The organism is Faecalicoccus acidiformans (assembly GCF_014202635.1).
Lineage (GTDB): Bacteria > Bacillota_I > Bacilli_A > Erysipelotrichales > Erysipelotrichaceae > Faecalicoccus > Faecalicoccus acidiformans.
In genome coordinates, this window is sequence record NZ_JACHHD010000007.1 from 20083 (window position 1) to 40724 (window position 20642).

23 protein-coding genes are annotated in these 20642 nt (G+C 43.8%); 17 read left to right on the forward strand and 6 right to left on the reverse strand.

What is annotated here, in order from left to right; genetic code table 11:
• The 6 genes from HNQ43_RS04345 (at position 1) to HNQ43_RS04370 (ending at position 5742) form a co-directional block, all read left to right on the forward strand.
• On the forward strand, positions 1-1014 hold the full coding sequence (locus HNQ43_RS04345; RefSeq protein WP_183375161.1) for an alpha-hydroxy-acid oxidizing protein: 1014 nt from the start codon (positions 1-3) through the stop codon (positions 1012-1014).
• Between the two features lie 126 nt (positions 1015-1140).
• Positions 1141-2535, forward strand: coding sequence for a DUF438 domain-containing protein (locus tag HNQ43_RS04350; RefSeq protein ID WP_183375163.1), 1395 nt, complete (start codon positions 1141-1143; stop codon positions 2533-2535).
• Between the two features lie 107 nt (positions 2536-2642).
• Positions 2643-3026, forward strand: a complete 384-nt coding sequence (locus HNQ43_RS04355) for a hypothetical protein (RefSeq protein WP_183375165.1) — start codon at positions 2643-2645, stop codon at positions 3024-3026.
• 341 nt (positions 3027-3367) lie between these two features.
• A complete protein-coding gene (locus HNQ43_RS04360) occupies positions 3368-4300 on the forward strand; it encodes a virulence RhuM family protein/type II toxin-antitoxin system death-on-curing family toxin (RefSeq protein ID WP_183375167.1) in 933 nt (310 codons plus the stop codon).
• A gap of 63 nt (positions 4301-4363) precedes the next feature.
• Entirely contained in the window at positions 4364-4840 is a 477-nt protein-coding gene (locus HNQ43_RS04365) for a flavodoxin (RefSeq protein WP_183375169.1), read from the forward strand.
• A gap of 56 nt (positions 4841-4896) precedes the next feature.
• Positions 4897-5742 (forward strand): DUF3737 family protein, encoded by an 846-nt coding sequence (locus HNQ43_RS04370; RefSeq protein ID WP_183375171.1) that lies wholly within the window; start codon positions 4897-4899, stop codon positions 5740-5742.
• Between the two features lie 22 nt (positions 5743-5764).
• On the opposite strand, the gene HNQ43_RS04375 is transcribed toward HNQ43_RS04370, so the two are convergent.
• Genes HNQ43_RS04375 through HNQ43_RS09255 form a run of 4 tightly spaced genes read right to left on the reverse strand, consistent with a single transcriptional unit; the run spans position 5765 to position 6886 of the window.
• A complete protein-coding gene (locus HNQ43_RS04375) occupies positions 5765-6178 on the reverse strand; it encodes a DUF4430 domain-containing protein (protein WP_183375173.1) in 414 nt (137 codons plus the stop codon).
• Positions 6175-6453, reverse strand: coding sequence for a hypothetical protein (locus tag HNQ43_RS04380; protein WP_183375175.1), 279 nt, complete (start codon positions 6451-6453; stop codon positions 6175-6177). Before HNQ43_RS04380 ends, HNQ43_RS04375 begins: the two co-directional genes overlap by 4 nt.
• Positions 6443-6739 (reverse strand): hypothetical protein, encoded by a 297-nt coding sequence (locus HNQ43_RS09185; protein WP_342353957.1) that lies wholly within the window; start codon positions 6737-6739, stop codon positions 6443-6445. Before HNQ43_RS09185 ends, HNQ43_RS04380 begins: the two co-directional genes overlap by 11 nt.
• A gap of 12 nt (positions 6740-6751) precedes the next feature.
• Positions 6752-6886 carry a hypothetical protein gene (locus tag HNQ43_RS09255; protein ID WP_280525461.1) on the reverse strand — a complete coding sequence of 45 codons (135 nt, stop codon included), beginning with the start codon at positions 6884-6886 and terminating at the stop codon, positions 6752-6754.
• A gap of 223 nt (positions 6887-7109) precedes the next feature.
• Between HNQ43_RS09255 and uvrA the strand changes: the two genes are divergently transcribed.
• The 5 genes from uvrA to HNQ43_RS04410 all read left to right on the forward strand — a co-directional run bounded on the left by uvrA (position 7110) and on the right by HNQ43_RS04410 (position 13944).
• Positions 7110-9932 (forward strand): excinuclease ABC subunit UvrA, encoded by a 2823-nt coding sequence (gene uvrA, locus HNQ43_RS04390; RefSeq protein WP_183375177.1) that lies wholly within the window; start codon positions 7110-7112, stop codon positions 9930-9932.
• Positions 9933-9936: 4 nt separating this feature from the next.
• Positions 9937-10917, forward strand: a complete 981-nt coding sequence (hprK, locus tag HNQ43_RS04395; RefSeq protein ID WP_183375179.1) for an HPr(Ser) kinase/phosphatase — start codon at positions 9937-9939, stop codon at positions 10915-10917.
• The gene (lgt, locus tag HNQ43_RS04400) at positions 10898-12355 is read left to right on the forward strand and encodes a prolipoprotein diacylglyceryl transferase (protein ID WP_183375180.1); all 1458 of its coding nucleotides are present in this window, start codon (positions 10898-10900) and stop codon (positions 12353-12355) included. The genes hprK and lgt overlap by 20 nt, the downstream gene beginning before the upstream one ends.
• Positions 12331-13245 carry a thioredoxin-disulfide reductase gene (gene trxB / locus HNQ43_RS04405; RefSeq protein ID WP_183375181.1) on the forward strand — a complete coding sequence of 305 codons (915 nt, stop codon included), beginning with the start codon at positions 12331-12333 and terminating at the stop codon, positions 13243-13245. The genes lgt and trxB overlap by 25 nt, the downstream gene beginning before the upstream one ends.
• 198 nt (positions 13246-13443) lie before the next feature.
• A complete protein-coding gene (locus tag HNQ43_RS04410; protein ID WP_183375182.1) occupies positions 13444-13944 on the forward strand; it encodes a PocR ligand-binding domain-containing protein in 501 nt (166 codons plus the stop codon).
• A 38-nt stretch (positions 13945-13982) separates the two neighbouring features.
• On the opposite strand, the gene HNQ43_RS04415 is transcribed toward HNQ43_RS04410, so the two are convergent.
• Positions 13983-14831 (reverse strand): patatin-like phospholipase family protein, encoded by an 849-nt coding sequence (locus HNQ43_RS04415; protein ID WP_183375183.1) that lies wholly within the window; start codon positions 14829-14831, stop codon positions 13983-13985.
• 117 nt (positions 14832-14948) lie between these two features.
• On the opposite strand from HNQ43_RS04415, the gene HNQ43_RS04420 reads away from it, so the two are divergent.
• Positions 14949-15272, forward strand: a complete 324-nt coding sequence (locus HNQ43_RS04420) for a cyclic-di-AMP receptor (RefSeq protein ID WP_183375184.1) — start codon at positions 14949-14951, stop codon at positions 15270-15272.
• Between the two features lie 13 nt (positions 15273-15285).
• Here HNQ43_RS04420 and HNQ43_RS04425 read toward each other — a convergent pair whose 3' ends face one another.
• A complete protein-coding gene (locus HNQ43_RS04425) occupies positions 15286-15654 on the reverse strand; it encodes a hypothetical protein (protein ID WP_183375185.1) in 369 nt (122 codons plus the stop codon).
• A gap of 181 nt (positions 15655-15835) precedes the next feature.
• Between HNQ43_RS04425 and HNQ43_RS04430 the strand changes: the two genes are divergently transcribed.
• The 5 genes from HNQ43_RS04430 (at position 15836) to HNQ43_RS04450 (ending at position 20603) form a co-directional block, all read left to right on the forward strand.
• Positions 15836-16222, forward strand: a complete 387-nt coding sequence (locus HNQ43_RS04430) for a Fur family transcriptional regulator (protein ID WP_183375186.1) — start codon at positions 15836-15838, stop codon at positions 16220-16222.
• Between the two features lie 11 nt (positions 16223-16233).
• Positions 16234-16767, forward strand: a complete 534-nt coding sequence (gene rbr / locus HNQ43_RS04435; protein WP_183375187.1) for a rubrerythrin — start codon at positions 16234-16236, stop codon at positions 16765-16767.
• A gap of 79 nt (positions 16768-16846) precedes the next feature.
• A complete protein-coding gene (locus HNQ43_RS04440; RefSeq protein WP_183375189.1) occupies positions 16847-17650 on the forward strand; it encodes a mannose/fructose/sorbose family PTS transporter subunit IIC in 804 nt (267 codons plus the stop codon).
• Positions 17651-17698: 48 nt separating this feature from the next.
• Positions 17699-18940 carry a phosphoribosylamine--glycine ligase gene (gene purD / locus HNQ43_RS04445; protein ID WP_183375191.1) on the forward strand — a complete coding sequence of 414 codons (1242 nt, stop codon included), beginning with the start codon at positions 17699-17701 and terminating at the stop codon, positions 18938-18940.
• The gene (locus HNQ43_RS04450; protein ID WP_183375193.1) at positions 18933-20603 is read left to right on the forward strand and encodes a formate--tetrahydrofolate ligase; all 1671 of its coding nucleotides are present in this window, start codon (positions 18933-18935) and stop codon (positions 20601-20603) included. Before purD ends, HNQ43_RS04450 begins: the two co-directional genes overlap by 8 nt.
• The last annotated feature ends 39 nt before the right edge of the window (positions 20604-20642 follow it).

The following is a 20642-nucleotide window of genomic DNA, read 5'->3' on the forward strand; positions in this document are numbered from 1 at the left end:
ATGACGTACATAGAGATATTGGAAAAAGCCAGAAAGAATATGAGCAACCTTTGCCGCTCTTGTCCCGTGTGTGATGGCAAAGCTTGTCGAAATACAGTTCCCGGGCCAGGAGCCAAAGGCAGTGGAACCGTGGCGATTCGAAATTACGAAGCTTGGAAACAGATCCATCTTGTCTTAGATACGATCAGCGAGAATAAACCTGTTGAAACAAAGACGACTTTGTTTGGCAAAGAATTTCGACTCCCGGTTTTTGCGGGTCCTGTCGGCGCAGTCGATATGCATTATGGGGATGCCTATGTCGATCTGACGTATAACGAAATCTTGGTCAAAGCTTGTAAAGAAGCAGGGATCTTGGCTTTTACCGGCGACGGGATGAACCCGGAGATCATGAAAGTGGCAACCCAGAATATCAAAGCCAACGAGGGAATCGGCATCCCGACCATCAAACCGTGGACGCAGGAAACGGTCATGGAAAAGCTGGCTTTGGCCAAAGAAAGCGGAGCGCTTGCGGTTGCGATGGATATTGATGCGGCAGGACTTCCTTTCTTAAAAGGATTTGTACCGCCGGCCGGAAGAAAAAGCATTTTGGAATTAAAAGAAATTGCCCAGGCTTGCGGCGTACCGTTCATCTTAAAAGGAATCCTCAGTGTCAAAGGGGCCCTCAAGGCCAAAGAAGCGGGAGCCAGCGCGATTGTCGTCAGCAATCATGGCGGCCGCGTTTTAGATGATACGCCCACAACAGCCGAAGTCTTGGAAGAAATCGTCCAGGCGGTCGGAGAGGATCTGACGATCCTGGTGGACGGCGGTATTCGTACCGGCCAGGATGTCTTCAAAGCCCTGGCTTTAGGAGCAGACGGCGTATTGATTGCCCGACCTTTTGTGAATATGATCTATGGAGCTGAAGCCGAAGGGGTAGATGCTTTGGTGCAAAAGATCCAGGATGAGCTGATTGATACGATGGAAATGTGTGGTGCCGCTACGATCGATGAGATCACCCGAGATATGATTCGTTAAGGAATAGAGTTTGAACGATTAAGATCGTTCAGGCTCTTTTTTTTGAAAAGTTTGATTCTGTGGTTTAGACAACCGATTTCTCCGATTCAAAAGCCTATACTGGCACTATGGTAAAGGAGAACTATCATGAAAAAAGAATTGAATCTAAACCAAAAAGTATTTGAACTTTGTGAAACTTATCCAGAGCTCATTGAGATCCTATCGAATGTAGGATTTACAGAAATTACAAAAAAGAATGCCTTACAGACAGTGGGCAAATGGATGACGATCCCTAAAGCGGCCAAACTTCGAGGGATCGATATGGCAGATATTGTGGCTGCTTTAGAAGAAGCGGGCTTTAGCGTCGAAGAGCCGGTCGATCGCGTGACTTTGTTGAAGAGTTATCTGGAGCGATTGAATCATGGAGAAAACCTGGAAAATGTTCGAGCCGATTTTGTACAGGATTTTGAAGGGGTGGATGCCTCGGAGATCTTACAAGCGGAAGAAGAGATGGTCTTAGAGGGAATGCCTTATCAGGAAGTCCAAAAATTGTGCGATGTTCATTCGGCTTTGTTCCATGGATCTACAAGAGAAGAACAAGTCTATAAAGCAGAACTGGCTGTAGAGGATTCTCTTCGTCGCCAAGGCGCTTCTGTCTTTGTGGCCATCCCCGGCCATCCGTTATCGACTTTAACGCTAGAAAATGAAATCTTGGCGATGTTGATCGATGAGGCCCAGCATCATTGTGAGGACGATCAAAAAACCGATGAACTCTTTGACAAGATCCGGGAGGTTTCCATCCATTATGCCAAAAAAGGGGACTTGATCTATCCGCTTTTAAAAGAAAGATACGGGATCTCTGGACCGGCTGATGTGATGTGGGCAGTAGATGATGAGATCCGAGATACGTTTCAAGCTTTAGCGCAAGAGATAAAGCGGAACAAATCATGGAAAGAACGCTATCTTGTCAATCTAGAAAGAGCCGAGGAAATGATCTACAAAGAAACCAATATTCTGTTTCCGTTATGTGCCCAAACTTTCACGAAAAAAGACTGGGAAGAACTGTATTGGGATTCGTTGGGGTATGAGCCTTGTCTGATGGATGAGATCCCGGTGTGGGAAGATGCAAAACCAAGAAAAACAGAAACAAAGATCAAAGGACATGATATCGTTTTGCCGACCGGAAAACTCACGGTGGAACAACTGAGAGCTTTATTGAACACGATCCCTATGGAGATCAGCTTTGTGGATGAGAATGATATCAATCGTTATTTCAATGAGGGATATAAATTATTCAAACGACCGAATATGGCATTAGGCCGTACAGTCACAAGCTGTCATCCGCCGCAGATTGCTCAGATGGTCCAACAGATCTTAGAAGACTTCAAAACAGGGCAGCAAGACTCTGTCGAGGTGTGGATGGAAAAGCGCGGAAAGCTTGTCCTGGTTCGCTATATGGCTGTTCGTGATGAAGAGGGAAACTACTTGGGAACGGCAGAGTTTGTCCAGGATATGGAAGCCGTTCGAAAAAAATTTTTGTAGACAAATGCGATAAATATGCGCCAGATTCTATCATAGGGATCTGGCTTTATTGCATCTCTGAAAAAAATTGTATATAATAGCCGCGATTTAAAAAGAAAGAATAAAGGATGTTAAAAGGAAGTAAACATTTACGAATCGCGGGAATGTTAGAAATCGTGATCGGGGTCTTGATGTTGTTGTTCACATGGACCTTGGTCGGAGCAGGAGATTTTTCTGCTGTATTAAATGAAGGTGCTGTATCGAATGCGTTGATGTCCATCGTGATCTTGTATGGTTTTCATATCTTTGAGATCTTGGCAGGGATCATCGGAATCGTCTGCGCCAACAAAAAGTCAGCTTTGACTTTGGTGTTAGGATTGGCACTTTTCTTCATCAATCTGTGGGAGTTCTTCTCTTATGGCACGGATGTGATGCAGATTGTGATGCATGCCATTACATTGATCGTTTCATACTATTATCTACATAACGCCTATCGTAATTTCAAAGGTTAGAAAGAAACATCGATCCTTCAATGAGGTCGGTGTTTTTTTTGTCTCTCTAAATTTTAAAGAGAACTTTTTGGGACATGTTATATGGTATACTATCTATAACATGAAAAGATAAAAAACCTCCTGCTTATAGATGAAACAAGTCTTGTTCGCGGAAACCAACATTATAGAGCGATTTACATATTATAGGACTATTAGAGCTCATAAAAAGCCAGGTCCACAGGGAAATGTTCGCGATCGAGAAGTGGTTTTCTATAAGAGAGGAGGGGAATTTACGCCAAGAGCGAGCATTCTCTGATATTGTACGATCACATGTTTAATCGTTGAAAAGAGGAGATGATAAAATGAAAAATGACATTGTGATGTTCAAAAACGGAGAACTGGAATTAGAAGTAAATGTAACACCAGAAAAAGAAACTGTATGGCTCACTCAAGATCAAATGTCTTCATTGTTTGATACTGCCAGATCGTCAATTGCTTACCATATTAATAACATTTTTAAAGAAAGGGAGCTACAAAGAGACACTTCTGTCGAAATTTTCGACAGAAGTCTAGGTAAAGCATCCCGTCCGCCAATGTACTACAATCTTGATGTCATTATTTCTGTAGGATATCGAGTTAAATCACAAAGAGGCATCGCATTTAGAAAATGGGCCACCTCGATCTTAAAAGACTACATGATCAAGGGGTATGCCGTTAATGAGAAGCGATTAGAAATTCTAAATAAGACGATTGAGATCCAGTCAAGGATGCTGGCTACGGCATATGAACTTGATGAAAAAGAATTATTGGATGTCATTGAAGCGTATCAAAATGCTTTGTCCCTGCTCGATGACTACGATCATGGATCGATATCGAAACCAAAAGGAAAGAAATCTGTTTATCGCCTGACTTATGAAGAATGCCGCGAACTGATTGACAAGATGAAATTTGAGTCGGCTGTTTTTGGTGTCGAAAAAGAAGAAGGAAAGCTCAATGGTATTTTGGCGGCCGTCTATCAAAATGTATTTGGTCAAGAACTTTATCCAAGTATTGAGGAAAAAGCTGCTAATCTTCTCTATTTCCTTATCAAGGATCATCCTTTTGCCGATGGCTGTAAACGCATTGGTGCCACGATCTTTTTGGAGTTTTTGAATAAGAATCATCATTTGATCATTGACGGCAAGAAGATCATTTCAGATAGTGCCCTAGTGGCAATCACTTTGATGATCGCCGAATCAAGGCCTGAAGAAAAAGAAACCATGGTCAAACTGGTGATGAATTTCCTATCAAAATAAAAAAACTATTGACTTAAAGTTAACTTTAGGTGCTATCCTATAGCTAAGTAAGGAGGAATGACAATGGCAAAGAGTCTAGTCGCTTATTTTAGTGCAAGCGGGACAACCGAAAGAGTCGCATCCAAATTGGCTTATGCGATCCAGGCGGACCTGTTTGAAATCAAACCCGTTCAACCTTATTCCAGTGTTGATCTAGATTGGAATGATACATTGAGTCGAAGTACGCAAGAAATGAAAGATCCTGAATGCCGTCCGGCAATCCGTAATACGGTACAACATATGGAACAGTACGATGTCGTCTTTGTCGGTTTCCCGATTTGGTGGTATCGCGAACCTTCGATCATCGATACATTTATGGAAAGCTATGATTTCGGAGGAAAGACAGTGGTTCCGTTTGCGACCTCCGGAGGAAGCGAAATGGGAAATTCCTCGGAGAACATGCAAAGGCTGGCACCGGGATCCAAAGTCGTCATGGGCATGCGCTTCAGCGATTCGGTTTCTGAGAAAAGATTGCTTTCTTGGGCTTCGCAGTGGTTATAAAACATCAACAAGGCTTGGATAACAAGCTTTGTTTTTCTTAGGAAGGATGATGAGAAATGAGAATAGAAAATCAACAAATGGATGAAGAAAGAGCCTGTTATGGTTCGAGAAATCTGATGGTGAAAAACTGTCGGTTTGATGGGCCGGCCGACGGCGAAAGCGCCTTTAAAGAGTGTGAAAATATTGATGTCCAGGATACGTATCTGAATCTTCGCTATCCCTTTTGGCACGATCACGGTTTGAAGATCACGCATTGTGAAATGACCCCGAATTGTCGGGCTGCCTTATGGTATTCGGATCATATCGAGATCACGGACACCAAGATGCATGGCATCAAAGCTTTGCGAGAATGCGATGATGTCGTGATCCAAGATTGCGAGATTAATTCGCCGGAATTTGGCTGGATGACCCGCAATATTCAGATGAAAGATTCAAATGCCGTCAGTGAATACTTTATGATGCGGGCGCAAAACCTTCGTTTTGAAAACGTGCATTTCCAAGGGAAATACTCTTTTCAATACATGAACAATGCTTATTTTGATCATTGTGTATTCGATACCAAGGATGCCTTCTGGCACTCCAAAGATGTATGGGTCAAAAACTCGGTGTTAAAAGGCGAATACTTGGCATGGTATTCCGAAGGTCTGGTGCTGGAAAACTGTACGATCATCGGGACCCAGCCGCTTTGTTACTGCAGGGATCTGAAACTGATCCAATGTGAAATGATCGATACCGATCTGGCATTTGAGCGCTCGATCGTAAATGCTGTGATCACTACGGAAGTTGAAAGTATCAAGAATCCTTATGCCGGCCAGATCCTGGTGCCTTCGGTCAAAGAGATCATCATGGACGATCCTGAAGCACAGGGTGTTATTATTCAAGGACGAAAAAACTCAGTCTGATCATTGTCAGGCTGAGTTTTTCTTAGAAAGTATCGGTGTAGGTGAAAGTGAAGGAATCGCCGTCTTCAATGGTCAGTTCGCTGGCCGCCGGACACATGCCCGCTTCTACACAGGCTTGGTTGGTGTCGGATTCAAACAGCCACCAGGGACCTTTGTTCCAGTCTTCTGTGGCAACACCGCAGATGGAGAGAATGGTTTTTCCGTATTCTCCCTCTTCCATTACGACCTCCAAGGAGTCGGCTTCTTCTAAAAAGTCAGAAAGTGTTGAAACTCCTTTTTCGATTGTCAGATCATCATCAAAAAGTGTTTCACCTTCGACCTCATTGATCACCGTGATATGCAAGGTAACGGCATCCGATGAAGATGATTCAGGTTTTTGTGTCGCACTGCAGCCAATCAGGCAAAGGCTCAGACAAAGCATTAAAAGTTTTTTCATAGATCAAGTTTCCTTTCTATCGCACAAAGTGCTTTTTTTGTCGGGTGATATAAAAACAAACAAATCATGGCGGACAAAGCGCCCTGGATCAGCACAATATTGAGAAGACCAAAAACCACCGCTCCTGAAACGGCGATCTTTCTGGGGAAAACGACCGAAAAGATCAACACGGTAAAGGTGATGCATTCCAAATAAAGAATGAAAGAAAACGAAGTGAAGACCACAAATTCAATGGCACCGATGATGGCTGTGACACAAAGTTCTTTAACTGTCATAAGACCTCGATAAGAAAGGGATCTCCTCGATTGCTTCGGCTTGATTTTCGTAAAGGGCCATCATGAAGAATAAATTGGATAGACGATTGAAGTAATCCCATAAGATCCCGGGGGCGTTTCTTTCTTTTTGGATGCGATGCATATGACGGATCACCTTTTTGGTTTGTGATCGTAAAACATGCAGCTTGCAGGCACCTATGGATCCTTGCGACAGTACAAATTGACGGCAGGGGATCGCATAGTGTTCTTCTATCGTTTTCAGTTTTTCCAGATCTTGCGGCGCGATGGCAAAATGTCCTCATATGGATCCGTTGGCGTGATAGACTTGTTCACAAAGAAGGAGCAAGTCTTCTTTATGAATGTGCCGGATCGCATGGATTGCTTCTCCGATCTGGCTGGCCAGCAGATCCGTTTCAATTTCATAATCACACAATGATCCATCCTCTTTTAAAAAAGGGTAAGCTTCTGAAATGTTGACCGCCTCCTTTTTGGATAGGATTTCATTCTATCAAAAAAAGGAATCAAAGAATATAGGATCGGTTTGAAAATTTCCCAAAAACATCAAAAGAGGAACGAATCGATTCAATGATCTTTTCGAGCTCAAAGGATGTTTGCGTCTTGGTCCTATGGTATAATAACGGAGCAGGTGATCAAAAATGGAACGAGATAAGATATCGATTCAGGGAGCTCGCGAGAACAACCTGAAAAATATAGATTTAGAGATTCCCAGAAACAAGCTGGTCATTATGACCGGAGTTTCCGGAAGTGGGAAGACCAGCCTTGCCTTCGATACCATTTATGCCGAAGGACAGCGCCGTTATATGGAATCGTTGTCGGCTTATGCGCGCCAATTTTTAGGAAACAGTGAAAAACCGGACGTCGATCAGATCGAAGGGCTCTCGCCGGCCATTGCGATCGATCAGAAGACCACCAGCAACAATCCGCGCAGTACTGTCGGAACTGTAACCGAAATCTATGATTATTTGCGCTTGTTGTATGCACGGATCGGAGTTCCGTATTGTCCGCACCACAACGAACCTATCGCTGGTTCTACGATCAAAGAAATGATCGATCGAATCATGGAATTAGAAGATGGAACCCGGTGTACGATTCTCTCTCCGGTGATTTCCGGAAAGAAAGGAACTCATAAAGAACTGTTAGAAAGATTGACTAAGGAAGGATACGTTCGTATTCGCTTGGATGGACAGATCGTTTACTTGGAAGATGTGGAACCTTTGGAGAAGAATAAGAAACACAGCATAGATGTTGTTGTGGACCGCATTGTCAAGGGGCAGGATCGATCGCGTTTTCACGACTCATTAGAAACGGCATTAAAACTTTCCGATGGATTGGCTATTCTTTTGACAAAGGAAGAAGAGATTCTTTTTTCCAGCAATTATGCTTGTAAGATCTGCGGATTCAGCGTTCCGAAACTGGAACCCAAACTGTTTAGTTTTAATGCGCCTTTTGGGGCATGTCCGACATGCAAGGGGTTAGGAATCACACAAAAAGTAGATGTTCGTCTGCTGATTCCGGATCCGTCTTTGTCAATTGCCCAAGGAGGCATTCGCTATTATAAGAATATCGTCAATACGGAAAACTTAGAATGGCAGAGAATGAAGGCACTGATCGATTATTATCAAATCGATATGGATACGCCGATCAAGGATCTGCCTAAAAAACAGCTTCATTATATTTTATATGGTTCAGATGTTCCGATTGCTTACCAGCTTCATTCTCGAGGCGGGATCCACCAGGCCAAGGTCGAGATCATTGAAGGGGTAGCGCCTTTGATTGAAAGACGGTACATGGAGACGACCTCGGCAATGTCCAGAGATTGGTATGGAAGCTTTATTGCCGACGCTCCCTGCCCGACTTGCCATGGGGCGCGCTTGAACGAACAGGCCTTAAGTGTACGTGTCGGGCAAAAGAACATTTATGAATGGACACAGATGTCGATCAAAGAAGCGCTTGTTTTTATGGATGAGCTTTCACTGACTCCGATGCAGGAAAAAATCGCTCATTTGATCGTAAAGGAAATCAAAAACCGCTTGGAATTTTTGAATCATGTAGGTCTCAATTATCTGACGTTGGATCGTCTGGCTTCGACACTTTCTGGAGGAGAAGCACAGCGCATTCGTTTGGCGACTCAAATCGGGTCTAAACTGACCGGCGTCATGTATGTCTTAGATGAACCAAGTATTGGACTGCATCAAAGAGATAATGACCGTCTGATCTCAGCGTTAAAGGATATGCGCGATTTGGGCAATACTTTGATCGTTGTAGAACACGATGAAGATACGATGCGAGCCAGTGATTACATCGTGGACGTCGGTCCGGGAGCCGGGATCCATGGAGGACAAATCGTGGCTGTCGGGACTCCGGAACAGATCATGAACAATCCAGATTCCATTACCGGAGCTTATTTGAGCGGGCGCCAAAGAATCGAAGTGCCTTCAAAGCGTCGAAAAGGCAATGGAAAGAAACTGCGTATCGTTAAGGCCAGTCAAAACAATCTGAAAAATATTACCGTAGATTTTAAGCTTGGGACTTTTACAGTGGTGACTGGAGTCTCTGGATCCGGAAAGTCGTCTTTGGTGACAGAGGTGTTGACACATGGGGTGCAAAATGCTCTGGGACGTTTACGTATCAAGCCGGGTGCCTGCAAGCAAATTCGGGGATTGGAACATATCGATAAGATCGTAGAGATTTCTCAAGATCCGATCGGACGTACACCACGAAGCAATCCAGCGACATATACGGGTGTTTTTGATGATATCCGAGAACTTTTTGCGCAAACCCGAGAGGCTAAGATGTTAGGTTACGATAAAGGGCGCTTTTCTTTCAATGTCAAAGGGGGGCGCTGTGACGCTTGCCAGGGTGACGGGATCTTGCGGATCTCGATGCATTTTTTGCCCGACGTCTATGTTCCTTGCGATCAATGCAATGGAAAACGATACAATGATGAGACGCTGCAAGTTCTCTATAAAGGAAAAAACATTGCGGACGTCTTAGATATGACAGTCGAAGAAGCACTGGATTTCTTTTCGAACATTTCGAAGATTCGTCATAAACTGCAGACGCTTTATGATGTTGGTCTTTCCTATATCAAATTAGGCCAGAGTGCGACTACGTTATCGGGCGGAGAGGCCCAACGTGTCAAATTAGCCAGCGAACTGCAGAAAAAGGCGACAGGCAAGACATTGTTTGTGCTGGACGAACCAACGACGGGGCTGCATAGCGATGATGTGAAAAAACTGATCGAAGTGTTGCAGCGGTTAGTCGATCATGGAGATACCGTGATCGTGATCGAGCATAATCTGGATGTGATCAAATGTGCAGATCAAATCATAGATTTAGGACCGGAAGGCGGCCAGGATGGCGGGCAAGTTCTGATTACCGGAACTCCGGAACAAGTGGCGGCCTGTCCGGATAGTTATACAGGGCAATATTTAAAGCCTTTATTGGAAAGGGAGTGAATTCATGACAATGCACGAAACAGCTTCAACGATCAGCTTGCGCGATCTGGTGGCACAATTCAACTGGGAAAGAGTTACGGGCGATGACTCTACCTTGGAGCGGTTATTAGAAACGGCAGCCACCAATCGGCCGGGTTTGGAACTCTCAGGATACTTTCCAAATACGGCCTCGAAACGACTTGCGATTTTGGGCGATAAAGAAATCGGCTATATCCAACAAGAGATGGATGAAGTTTCGCAAAGACGTAGTTTTGAATTCATCACCGGAGAAGATACACCAGCCATCGTTATTTGTCATGGACATGAATGTCCTTTGATCTTAGCAGAAATTGCACAGCGAAAGAATTTTCCGATCTTTAAGACGCCGGTAGAAACAGCCCATACGGTCGTGAATGTGACCAACTTCCTGGATGAAAAACTGGCGCATTCAATCATTATCCATGGCGAACTGATGCGGATCCATGGTGTGGGTGTCATGATCACAGGGAATTCCGGGATGGGAAAAAGCGAAATTGCACTGGAGTTGATCCAAAAAGGACATCAGCTGGTTGCTGACGATCGCATTGACTGTTATCGCATCCATAATCAATTGATTGGCCGGACGCCGAAAATGCTGGAAGGCTTTATGGAGTTGCGTGGAGTCGGTATCATCAACATCGGCCGCATGTATGGAGTCGGCTCGTTTGCACACCAGACTCAGATTGATTTTCAAATCGAATTGGTGCCTTTTGACGGAAACGAAGAATATGACCGCGTCGGTATCGAAGAAAAAGAATACTCCGAAATCATGGGGCTTAAGATCTTAAAGATGCGTATCCCTGTCAGCGGCGGACGCCCTATGTCTACGATCATTGAAGCGGCAGTTACGAACTTCTTGTTGTTGCAGGAAGGTTTTGATTCTGCCAAAGAATTTGAAGAGATGGTCTTAAAGGCCATTGCCGTAAATAAAACAGAGGAAGAAAACGATGGAACTGTTTCCCAATAGTCGCGTGATCTTGTCTTTAGGCGGACTGCATATCACCTGGTATGCGGTTTTGATCTTGACAGGCGTTGTAATTGCTTATCTGTTGGCACAAAAGTCGATGAAAAAATGGGGATATAGTTCTTCGGTTCTGGAAGACTATGTGATCCCTATGATGGTGCTTTCCATTTTGGGAGCACGATTGTACTATGTGATCTTTGAGTGGGAGTTTTATGCCGCGCATCCGGATCAGATCATTGCTATCTGGAACGGAGGACTAGCCATCTATGGCGGCTTGATTGTCGGAGTGCTTTACAGTATCTGGTATTTTCGTAAAAATCGGATCTCGGTGCTTCGCATGTTTGACTGTATTATGCCTGGTGTCATGGTTGCTCAGGCGTTTGGACGCTGGGGCAATTTTATGAATCAGGAGGCTTTTGGAAAGATCGTTTCCGAAAGTTATTATGATGTATTTCCTGCGTTCATCAAAGACCAGATGTGGATCCAGGGTGCCTATCGCGAACCGACTTTTTTGTATGAAAGCGTGGGAAACCTGTTGGGATTTGCCTTTATCACTTTGATTTTCCGCAAGAAATTCTACCGTCATCGAGGAGATTGCGGATTTATGTATTGCGTATGGTATGGCTTGTTGCGATTCTTTGTGGAAGGGTTGCGTACCGACTCTTTGATGATCGGCTCTTTACGGGTTTCGCAGCTCGTTTCTTTAGCCTTGGTCCTTGTCGGTGTTTTAGGATTGAGCGGCCTTCTTCATAAATGGTTTCACTGGTATCAGAAACCGGTGCTGCTTTTTGATTTGGATGGAACCCTGCAGGATTCGCGCGAGCTGGTTTTTGAGACCGTTCGTCAAGTCTTTGCGAAGATGAAGCCGGAAAAACAGCTGAGCCAAGATGAGTTATATGCGTTTTTTGGACCGACGCTGGAAGTTTCTTTCGGAAAGTATTTTGCGCAAGAACAGATCCCGGAGGCCATTGAGCTTTATCAAAAGATCAATTTTGATCTGCATGATTCTTTGTTGAAGCCGATCCCGCACGCCTTTGAAACCATATCGGCATTAAAAGAAGAAGGATATTTGATGGCGATCGTTTCGAACAAACGAACACCGGCAGCTTTACACGGGCTGCAGATCGTGCATTTGGATGCTTATTTTGATATTGTTTTGGGAGCGGAAAAACTGCCAGAACCTAAGCCGAGTGCATCTGGCTTGATAGAAGCATGTAATTTGTTGAATACTGGACATGATGATGTGATCTACATCGGAGATAATGCGACTGATATTCTATGCGCCAAAAATATGGCTGCTTTTTCAGTCGGGTTTACGGAAGATCCTCGTCAAAAAGAAGCAATGGAAAAAGAACACCCTTGCAGGGTGATTCAAGATCTAAGAGAACTCTTGGAATTGTGTAAGGAGGAACGAGCATGGAGCGACAATACGATTTGGTAATCATTGGAGCTGGCCCGGCCGGGATGGCAGCCAGTGTTTATGGTTCTCGTGCCGGATTGAAGACTTTGTTGTTGGATAATGGGGCACCGGGCGGAAAACTGATCAAGACACATAAGATCTCTAATTACCCTGGTGTAAAGGAATTGAGCGGTGTTGAGCTTGCGACGAGTATGTTTGAACAGTCAACATCTTTTGGAGCCGAATACGCCTATGGTGACGTAGAAAAAGTGGATGCGGATAAAAAAGTGACATTGAGCGACGGAACGGTCATTGAGGCAAAAGCGGTGATCGTTGCGACCGGGACCAAAGAGCGGCTGTTGAAGATCCCTGGAGAACAAGAAAATATCGGACGAGGGGTTTCATTTTGTGCGGTATGCGACGGAGCCTTCTTTAAGAATAAAGATGTGGTCGTGATCGGCGGCGGCAATTCTGCTTTAGAAGAAAGTCTCTTTTTAACACAGTTTGCCAATAAGGTGACGATCGTGATCCGCCGTGATGTTTTCCGTGCAGAAAAGAAGATCCAGGAGCAGATCCAGGCCAACGATAAAATCGAAGTGATTGTAAAACATATCCCGAAAGAAATCTTGGCCGAAAATGGAAAAGTATCGGGAATCGTTTTTGAAAACGTGGAGACCAAAGAGCCGATGACACTTTCTTGCCAGGGAATCTTCCCTTATGTAGGGCAAGATCCGAATACAGTTTGTTTGGAAGGATTGGGTGTTTTGGATGACAAAGGATATGTCATCGTTGATGATTCTTGCCAGACAAAGATCCCGGGCCTTTATGCAGCCGGGGATGTGATCCAAAAAGAGCTGCGGCAAGTGGTGACGGCGACCAATGACGGAGCCATAGCGGCACAGCATGCCTTTCATCAAATTACGGGAATCTAAAGTTTATGAAAATATAACCTGGCGAAAATCTGCTGGGTTTTTCTTATAGTTCCACAAGATTTAGAATAAACACTGCGAACTAAAATAGGATGATCCTGTTTTTCGACTTAGAATTTGAAGTGTAAAGGCTTTCATTTTTATGAAAAAAATGATTTAATAAAGACGTAACTTTTATCTTATTTTATCGAGGTGAATCATATGAACGCAATGGAAGCTATCTACAAAGCAATGGATGCCTATTATGACATCACAGGGCTGCACAGTTATTTCGTTCAGAATGAGAGCGATATCATCAGTGCCAGCGCAAAAGAAAAGAATTTTTTCTGTAAATGTCTAAAGACCAGTACGCGCGCCTTGAAGCATTGTGATGACTGCACAGTGGAAAACTATACGCAGGCATTACAGTCTATGAAGGTGCAAACGTATTCTTGTCATGCGGGAATCGTGAAATGGTCTGTTCCGGTGGATGTCAATGGATTGACGGGTGTCATCGTTTCCGAGGGTGTCATCTCTAAACAGCAGATCAAGGAAAGCGATGACTGGATCGGTTATCTTGCCGAGAAATATAATGTATCGAGAACGATCTTATTGGAAAACTACCACCAGATCAAAGAGATGACCGAAGAGCAGGTAAACTGCAGCATCCAGCTGCTGGAAGATATCTTATCTTATTATGCATCGGTAGTAAGCGAAGACTAGTTCTTCGCTTTTTTTAAGGCAAGAAAAAAAGCGGAAGATCATTCCGCCTGCAGATATCGATCCAGATCTTCGTGATGATCTTTCAGATCCTGATATCCGGTTTTATAAAGGGATTCTAATTTCACGACATCTTGCTCCAAACGTCCCACACCATGCGTATCGCTGGGGTATAAAACAAAGAGTTGTCCTTCCTTTTCTAATTCTTCCATTTTTTGAAATTGTTCATTGTATCGGATATGACGATTCTTTAGGGCGTCTACGACATAAGGATAGTCCTTATACATTTTTTCTGCCAAAGCCATAAATTTATTGGAAGATTTTCGGTAGCCTTGAGGTTTTGTGGAAATGATGACGATTTTATCATAGCCTTTTTTCATCATAAACTCATATGGAATGGAGTCGGCCAAGCCTCCATCCAGCATTTCATGGCCGCCGAAGGAAACGATTTTGGAGATGAAAGGCAAAGAGGCGCTGGCTCGAATATATTCGATATTTTCCTGGATATGAGGAATGGGAATATAAAGAGCTTCGCCATTCTGACAGTCAAAACAAACCGTATAAAGTCGAGTTTTAGAATTGTTGAAAGTTTTATAATCGAAGGGATCGATTACATTTGGGATTTCATCATAAATGAATTGGGCATTGAAAAGATCCCCGGTCTGAATCAAGGATTTAAAAGAGAAACTGCGTTTATCGACCAGGTAATGTGCCCCGATTCGAATCGCTCGGCCTCTTTGTTTGCTGATGTAGCTGGTCGCATGACAAGCGCCGGCGCTGACTCCGATCACGCCGTCAAACTGAATCTGCTGATCTAATAAGTAGTCGATCACACCGCAAGTATAGGCACCGCGCATGCCGCCGCCTTCTAATACCAATGCTGTTTTCATTTCACATTCCCCCCTTATAGAAACATTATTATACTGCGAATTTGAGGGATGTCAAAAGTCTTACTGTTCGTTTGAAAAGGGAATGTGTATAATGAAGAAGAAAGAGAAGTGATACTTATGAAACTGATTTTGGCAATCATGTCCAACGATGACAGTCCTACAGTGAGCACCCAATTGAATAAAGCCGGTTATCAGGTAACGAAGCTGGCAACAACAGGAGGTTTTTTGCGTGCGGGGAATACGACTTTGATCTGTGGTTGTGAGGATGATGCGGTCCAGCGGGCTTTGCAGATCATAGAAAAACACTCAAGCAAGCGAACAGAAATCATTCCCAATACGGCCAGTTATGATATCTCGCATTTTTCCAGTTTTCCTTTAGAAGTGCAAGTGGGCGGTGCGGTTATCTTCGTACTGGATGTTGAACAGTTCTATAAAGTATAAAAACAGGCGCCAGCTAATTGCTGGCGCTGATGCGTTTCTGGATCATTTTTTGAATTTCTTTAGCTTCCTGGGTGTCTTTGTGGTACAGATCTGTATTGAACCCGGTCTTGATCTTTGAGATATAGATAGCACGAATCGATCCGTCTTTTAATGTGATCTTGATTCCCACATAGAATCGCGGCTCCAAAGCACCGCTTAGGAAGGTTGTTCCTCCAAGAACTTGATGAGAAAAAGGAATGGATTTTCCATGGAAGCTGGCTTCTTCGTTGAGTACAGCAGCCTTTTCAATGTCTTCGTAAGAAACTTCTCCTATTGTTCCCATCAAAATATCCAGTTTTTTGTTGTCGTCATCAAATCTGACGGATTGAAATTGTTTCAACATGGAAATCACCTCGTTTCTTTCATCTTTATTATACCTATTAGATAATTTTTTCACAAGTAATGCGATATTAAGATTCTGTAAATAAGGAACTCGATATAAGTTAGAGCACACTCACTAAATAAGATTGTTTTTCTTTAAATAAAGGGTTAAACTAAGAATAGTTCTTAGATGAGGAGATAAGATGTATAAGATTTCAAAACAGAGAGAATGGATCTATACGTATATGCTGGAACATCCGGGGCAGCATTTCAGCGCGGAAGATATCTTTGCCGGACTGAATGAGATGGGAAAAACTGTTTCACTGGCTACGGTCTACCGCAATTTGAAAATTTTACAGAATGAGCATCGGATCGGAAGCTTGATGTTGACCAGCGGAAAACAAGTGTTCGACCAAACTTGCCGGCCGCACGATCATCTGATCTGTACGCATTGCCACCGCGTCTATGATGTGGATATGACGTATGATCGGTCTCTGGAAAGAAAAGCCGAAAATCAGCTTCAGCTTCCCATTGAATCCCATTCTTTGATCTTGTATGGAATCTGTGCAGATTGTCTTAAAGAAAGGTAAGGTAAAGAACAATGGAATTAAAAGGATCAAAAACAGAACAAAATTTACAGACGGCATTTGCCGGAGAAAGCCAGGCTCGCAACAAATACACATATTTTGCTAATGTGGCCCGTAAAGAAGGAATGAACCAGATCGCAGAGATCTTTGAAGAAACAGCTCGCAACGAACAAGAACATGCTCGTTTATGGTTTGAAGCTTTAGGCGGTATCGGAAATACGGATGCAAACTTAAAAGCCGCTGCCGAAGGGGAAAACTACGAATGGACAACGATGTATAAAGAGTTTGCAGAAACAGCTCGTGAAGAAGGATTCACAAAGATCGCTTTCCAGATGGATAAAGTGGCAGAAATCGAAAAACAACATGAAGAACGTTATTTAAAACTGCTTTCAAATGTGGAAAATGGAAAAGTATTTGCCGGAGAAGAAAGCGATACTTGGATCTGTGGAATCTGTGGATTCCAGTATACTGGAGCCAATGCGCCAAAAGCTTGCCCGGTTTGTGGATATCCGCAGTCTGTATTCCGCAAGATCGCTAAAAACTATTAATACGATAAGCTCAGTTCGCTGAGCTTTTTTTGTTTGGAATGTTGTATACTATAAACAAGTAGAATTTTGAGGTGATCGTATGTCGATTCTATCTTTTCTGCTGATCTTGGCTGTGGCTTTTTTGGCAGGAGTCGAAGGTATCTTGGATGAATTTCAGTTCCATCAGCCTTTAGTGGCTTGTACCTTGATCGGTTTGGTCAGCGGACATCTTTCTGAAGGGATCCTTTTGGGCGGATATTTACAAATGATGGCATTAGGCTGGGCCAATGTCGGTGCCGCGGTAGCTCCTGATATCGCTTTAGCTTCTGTTGCCAGCGGGATTTTGATGGTCCAGGGACTTTCATCCTCAGTGGCTCCGGATCTAGTGATTTCCGGCGCTATCGGGATTGCGATTCCGCTTTCTGTGATTGGTCTCTTTTTGACAAAAATTTGTCGAACCCGAGCAATTTCTCTTGTCAAGAATATGGATGCGGCAGCACAAGAAGGCAATATGCATAAAATGGAATTTTGGCATCGATGCGGGATCGTTATGCAGGGTTGTCGTGTTATGATCCCTGCTTTGGTTTTATTGCTGATTCCTACCAGCTGGATCGCAATCGGATTGGAAAGCCTTCCGTTATGGATCTTAGAAGGACTGCGGGCAGCTAGAGGTTTGATCCCGGCTTTAGGATTTGCAATCGTAATCAATGTTTTGGCTTCAAAAGAGACTTGGGTCTTTTTTGCCCTCGGTTTTTGTCTGGCATGCATTCAGTCTTTATCCTTGGTGGCCTTATCGGTTTTGGGAGCAGGAATGATGCTGATTTATATGATTTTGAAAAAAGGCGAATCCAGTGGGCCGGCAATTGAATTAGGCGATATTTTGGACTCGCCAAAAGATAGATAGTCTTTCGGATTTCGTGTTAAAATAAAAAAAGAGGCGAGGAGAATACAGATGAAAATTTTAGTGATTGGAAAAGGTGGACGCGAGCACGCGTTGGCATATGCTTGTCACAAAAGCAAACTTTGTGATGAATTGTATATGGCGCCGGGGAATCCGGGGATGGCCAAGATCGGGACTTGTGTTGATGTATCTGATAGCGATATCGAAGGTTTGGTTTCTTTTGCGAAAGAAAAACAAATTGATTTGAGTATCGTAGGGCCGGAGGCCACTTTATCTTTAGGTGTTGTCGATGCGTTTCAAAAAGCCGGATTAAAGATCTTTGGACCTACAAAGGCAGCTGCCCAAGTCGAATCCAGTAAAGATTTTGCCAAGAACATTATGGCGAAATATGGGATACCAACGGCGGCTTATCAAACTTTTGATGATTTGGAAAAGGCCACTGCTTATGTAAAGGAAAAAGGGGCACCGATCGTCATTAAAGAAGATGGCTTGAAAGCTGGAAAAGGGGTTACGGTCGCGCAAGAGCTCTCGGAAGCCTTGGAAGCTTTGGAAGCTGCATTTTGCCAGGAAGGAAATAAAGTTGTAATCGAAGAATGTTTGGTTGGCTTTGAATTTTCTTTGATTTGTTTAGTGCATAACGAACAAGTGATCCCGTTAGAGATCGCACAAGATCATAAACCTGTTTTCGATGGAGATAAAGGGCCTAATACCGGCGGGATGGGATCTTACAGTCCGGTAAAGAAGATCACGCCAGAAATCGTAGAAAATGCGATGGAAACGATTATGAAGCCGATGGCCAAGGCGATGGTTCAGGAGGGCGTTTCGTTCACGGGCTTCCTGTATGGAGGTTTGATGTTGACGCAGGATGGTGTCAAAGTAATCGAATTCAATGCTCGTTTCGGAGATCCGGAAGCTGAGGTTGTACTGCCGCGTCTAGAAAGCGATTTTGTCCAGGCGATTTTAGATGTAATGGAAAACAAACCAGTTCATCTGACTTGGTCTTCAAAAGTCAGCCATGGGGTTGTTTTGGCCAGCACAAATTATCCGGCTAGTTCGACTAAAGGAGCCGTGATCCAAAACACGGATAATCTGGATGCCTTGGTTTTCCATATGGGTACAAAAATGGAAAAGGATCAACTAGTGACCGATGGGGGTCGTGTCTTGATGGTTGTAACTTTGGAAGATACTTTAGAAGAGGCATATGCCCATACATATAAAGAAGTAGAAAAGATCGAATGTACAGATCTCTTCTATCGTCATGACATTGGAAAGAAGGATATGGATCATGAGTAAGTCAGATTTAGAAATTGCCCAAGAATGTGTCTTGGAACCCATTGAGAAAGTTGCGGCAAAAATCGGTATTCCAGCAGACTCTTTGGAGCTGTATGGAAAATATAAGGCGAAACTGTCTTTTGACTATATCAAAGAATTAGAAAATCGCAGTATGGGGAAACTGGTCCTTGTGACTGCCATCAATCCGACTAAAGCCGGGGAAGGAAAGAGTACCACAACCGTTGGCTTGGGGGATGCGTTGAATCAAATCGGGAAAAAAACCATGATGGCACTTCGGGAACCAAGCTTGGGTCCGGTCTTTGGCTTAAAAGGCGGAGCGGCCGGCGGAGGTTATGCACAAGTAGTACCGATGGAAGACATCAATCTTCACTTCACGGGGGATATGCATGCGATCACAACTGCCAACAACTTGGTTTGTGCCATGATCGATAATCATATTCATCAGGGCAACGAACTGAATATCGATCCCGAAAAGATCACCTTTAAACGCTGTTTAGATATGAACGACCGTACGCTTCGTGATATCACGATCGGGCAAGGCTCCAAAGCCAATGGGGTAGAGCGAAAAGATGGTTTCAATATCACGGTTGCCAGCGAGGTCATGGCGGCTTTATGTCTGGCCGATGATCTGATGGATCTTAAACGTCGTTTTGGCGAGATGCTGGTTGCCTATACATACAATGATGAACCGGTATATATCAAAGATTTGAAATGCGAAGGGGCCATGGCCATGGTCATGAAAGATGCGATCTTGCCTAATATCGTTCAAACTTTGGAACACAATCCTGTCTTGATACACGGGGGACCGTTTGCGAACATTGCGCACGGATGCAACTCTGTGATTGCGACCAAAGCCAGCCTTCATTTAGCGGATTATACGGTGACAGAAGCTGGATTTGGGGCCGACTTGGGAGCAGAGAAATTCTTAGATATCAAATGTCGCCTGGCGCATCTGCATCCGAATGCCGTCGTGATCGTGGCGACCGTTCGTGCCTTGAAGCAGCATGGCGGAGTTGCCTTTGAAGATCTGAAAGAAGAAAATGTGGATGCTTTGTTGAAGGGGTGCGAAAACTTGGCGAAGCACATCGATACGATTCAGCAGTTTGGACTTCCTTATGTGATTGCGATCAATCAGTTTGTCAGCGATACCGATCGTGAAATCGAGGCCTTGGAGAACTGGTGCCAGGGACATGGTCATCCAATGTCTTTGTCTACTGTTTGGGCCAATGGCGGAAAGGGTGCAATTGATCTAGCTGAAAAAGTGGTGGCGCTTTGTGAAAAAGAAAACCATTATGCGCCTTTATACGATGTAGATAAAACGATCGAAGAAAAGATCGAAACGATTGCGAAAAAGGTATATGGGGCTGATGGTGTTCAATTTACTCCAGAAGCAAAAGAACAGATTGAAATATTCAATAAGAATGGATGGGGTAAATTGCCGATTTGTATGGCGAAAACCCAGATGTCTTTGAGTGATGATGGCTCGATCATGGGACGTCCGCAAGGATTTACGATCACGGTTCGTGAACTTCGCCCAAGCTTAGGCGCCGGATTTATTGTCGCGTTAACGGGGAAAGTATTAACGATGCCAGGTCTTCCAAAACATCCAAGTGCTTTAGATATGGATATTGATGAAGACGGAAAAATCAAAGGCTTATTCTAGAGGATCGAAAGATCCTCTTTTTTAATAAAAAAAGTTAGG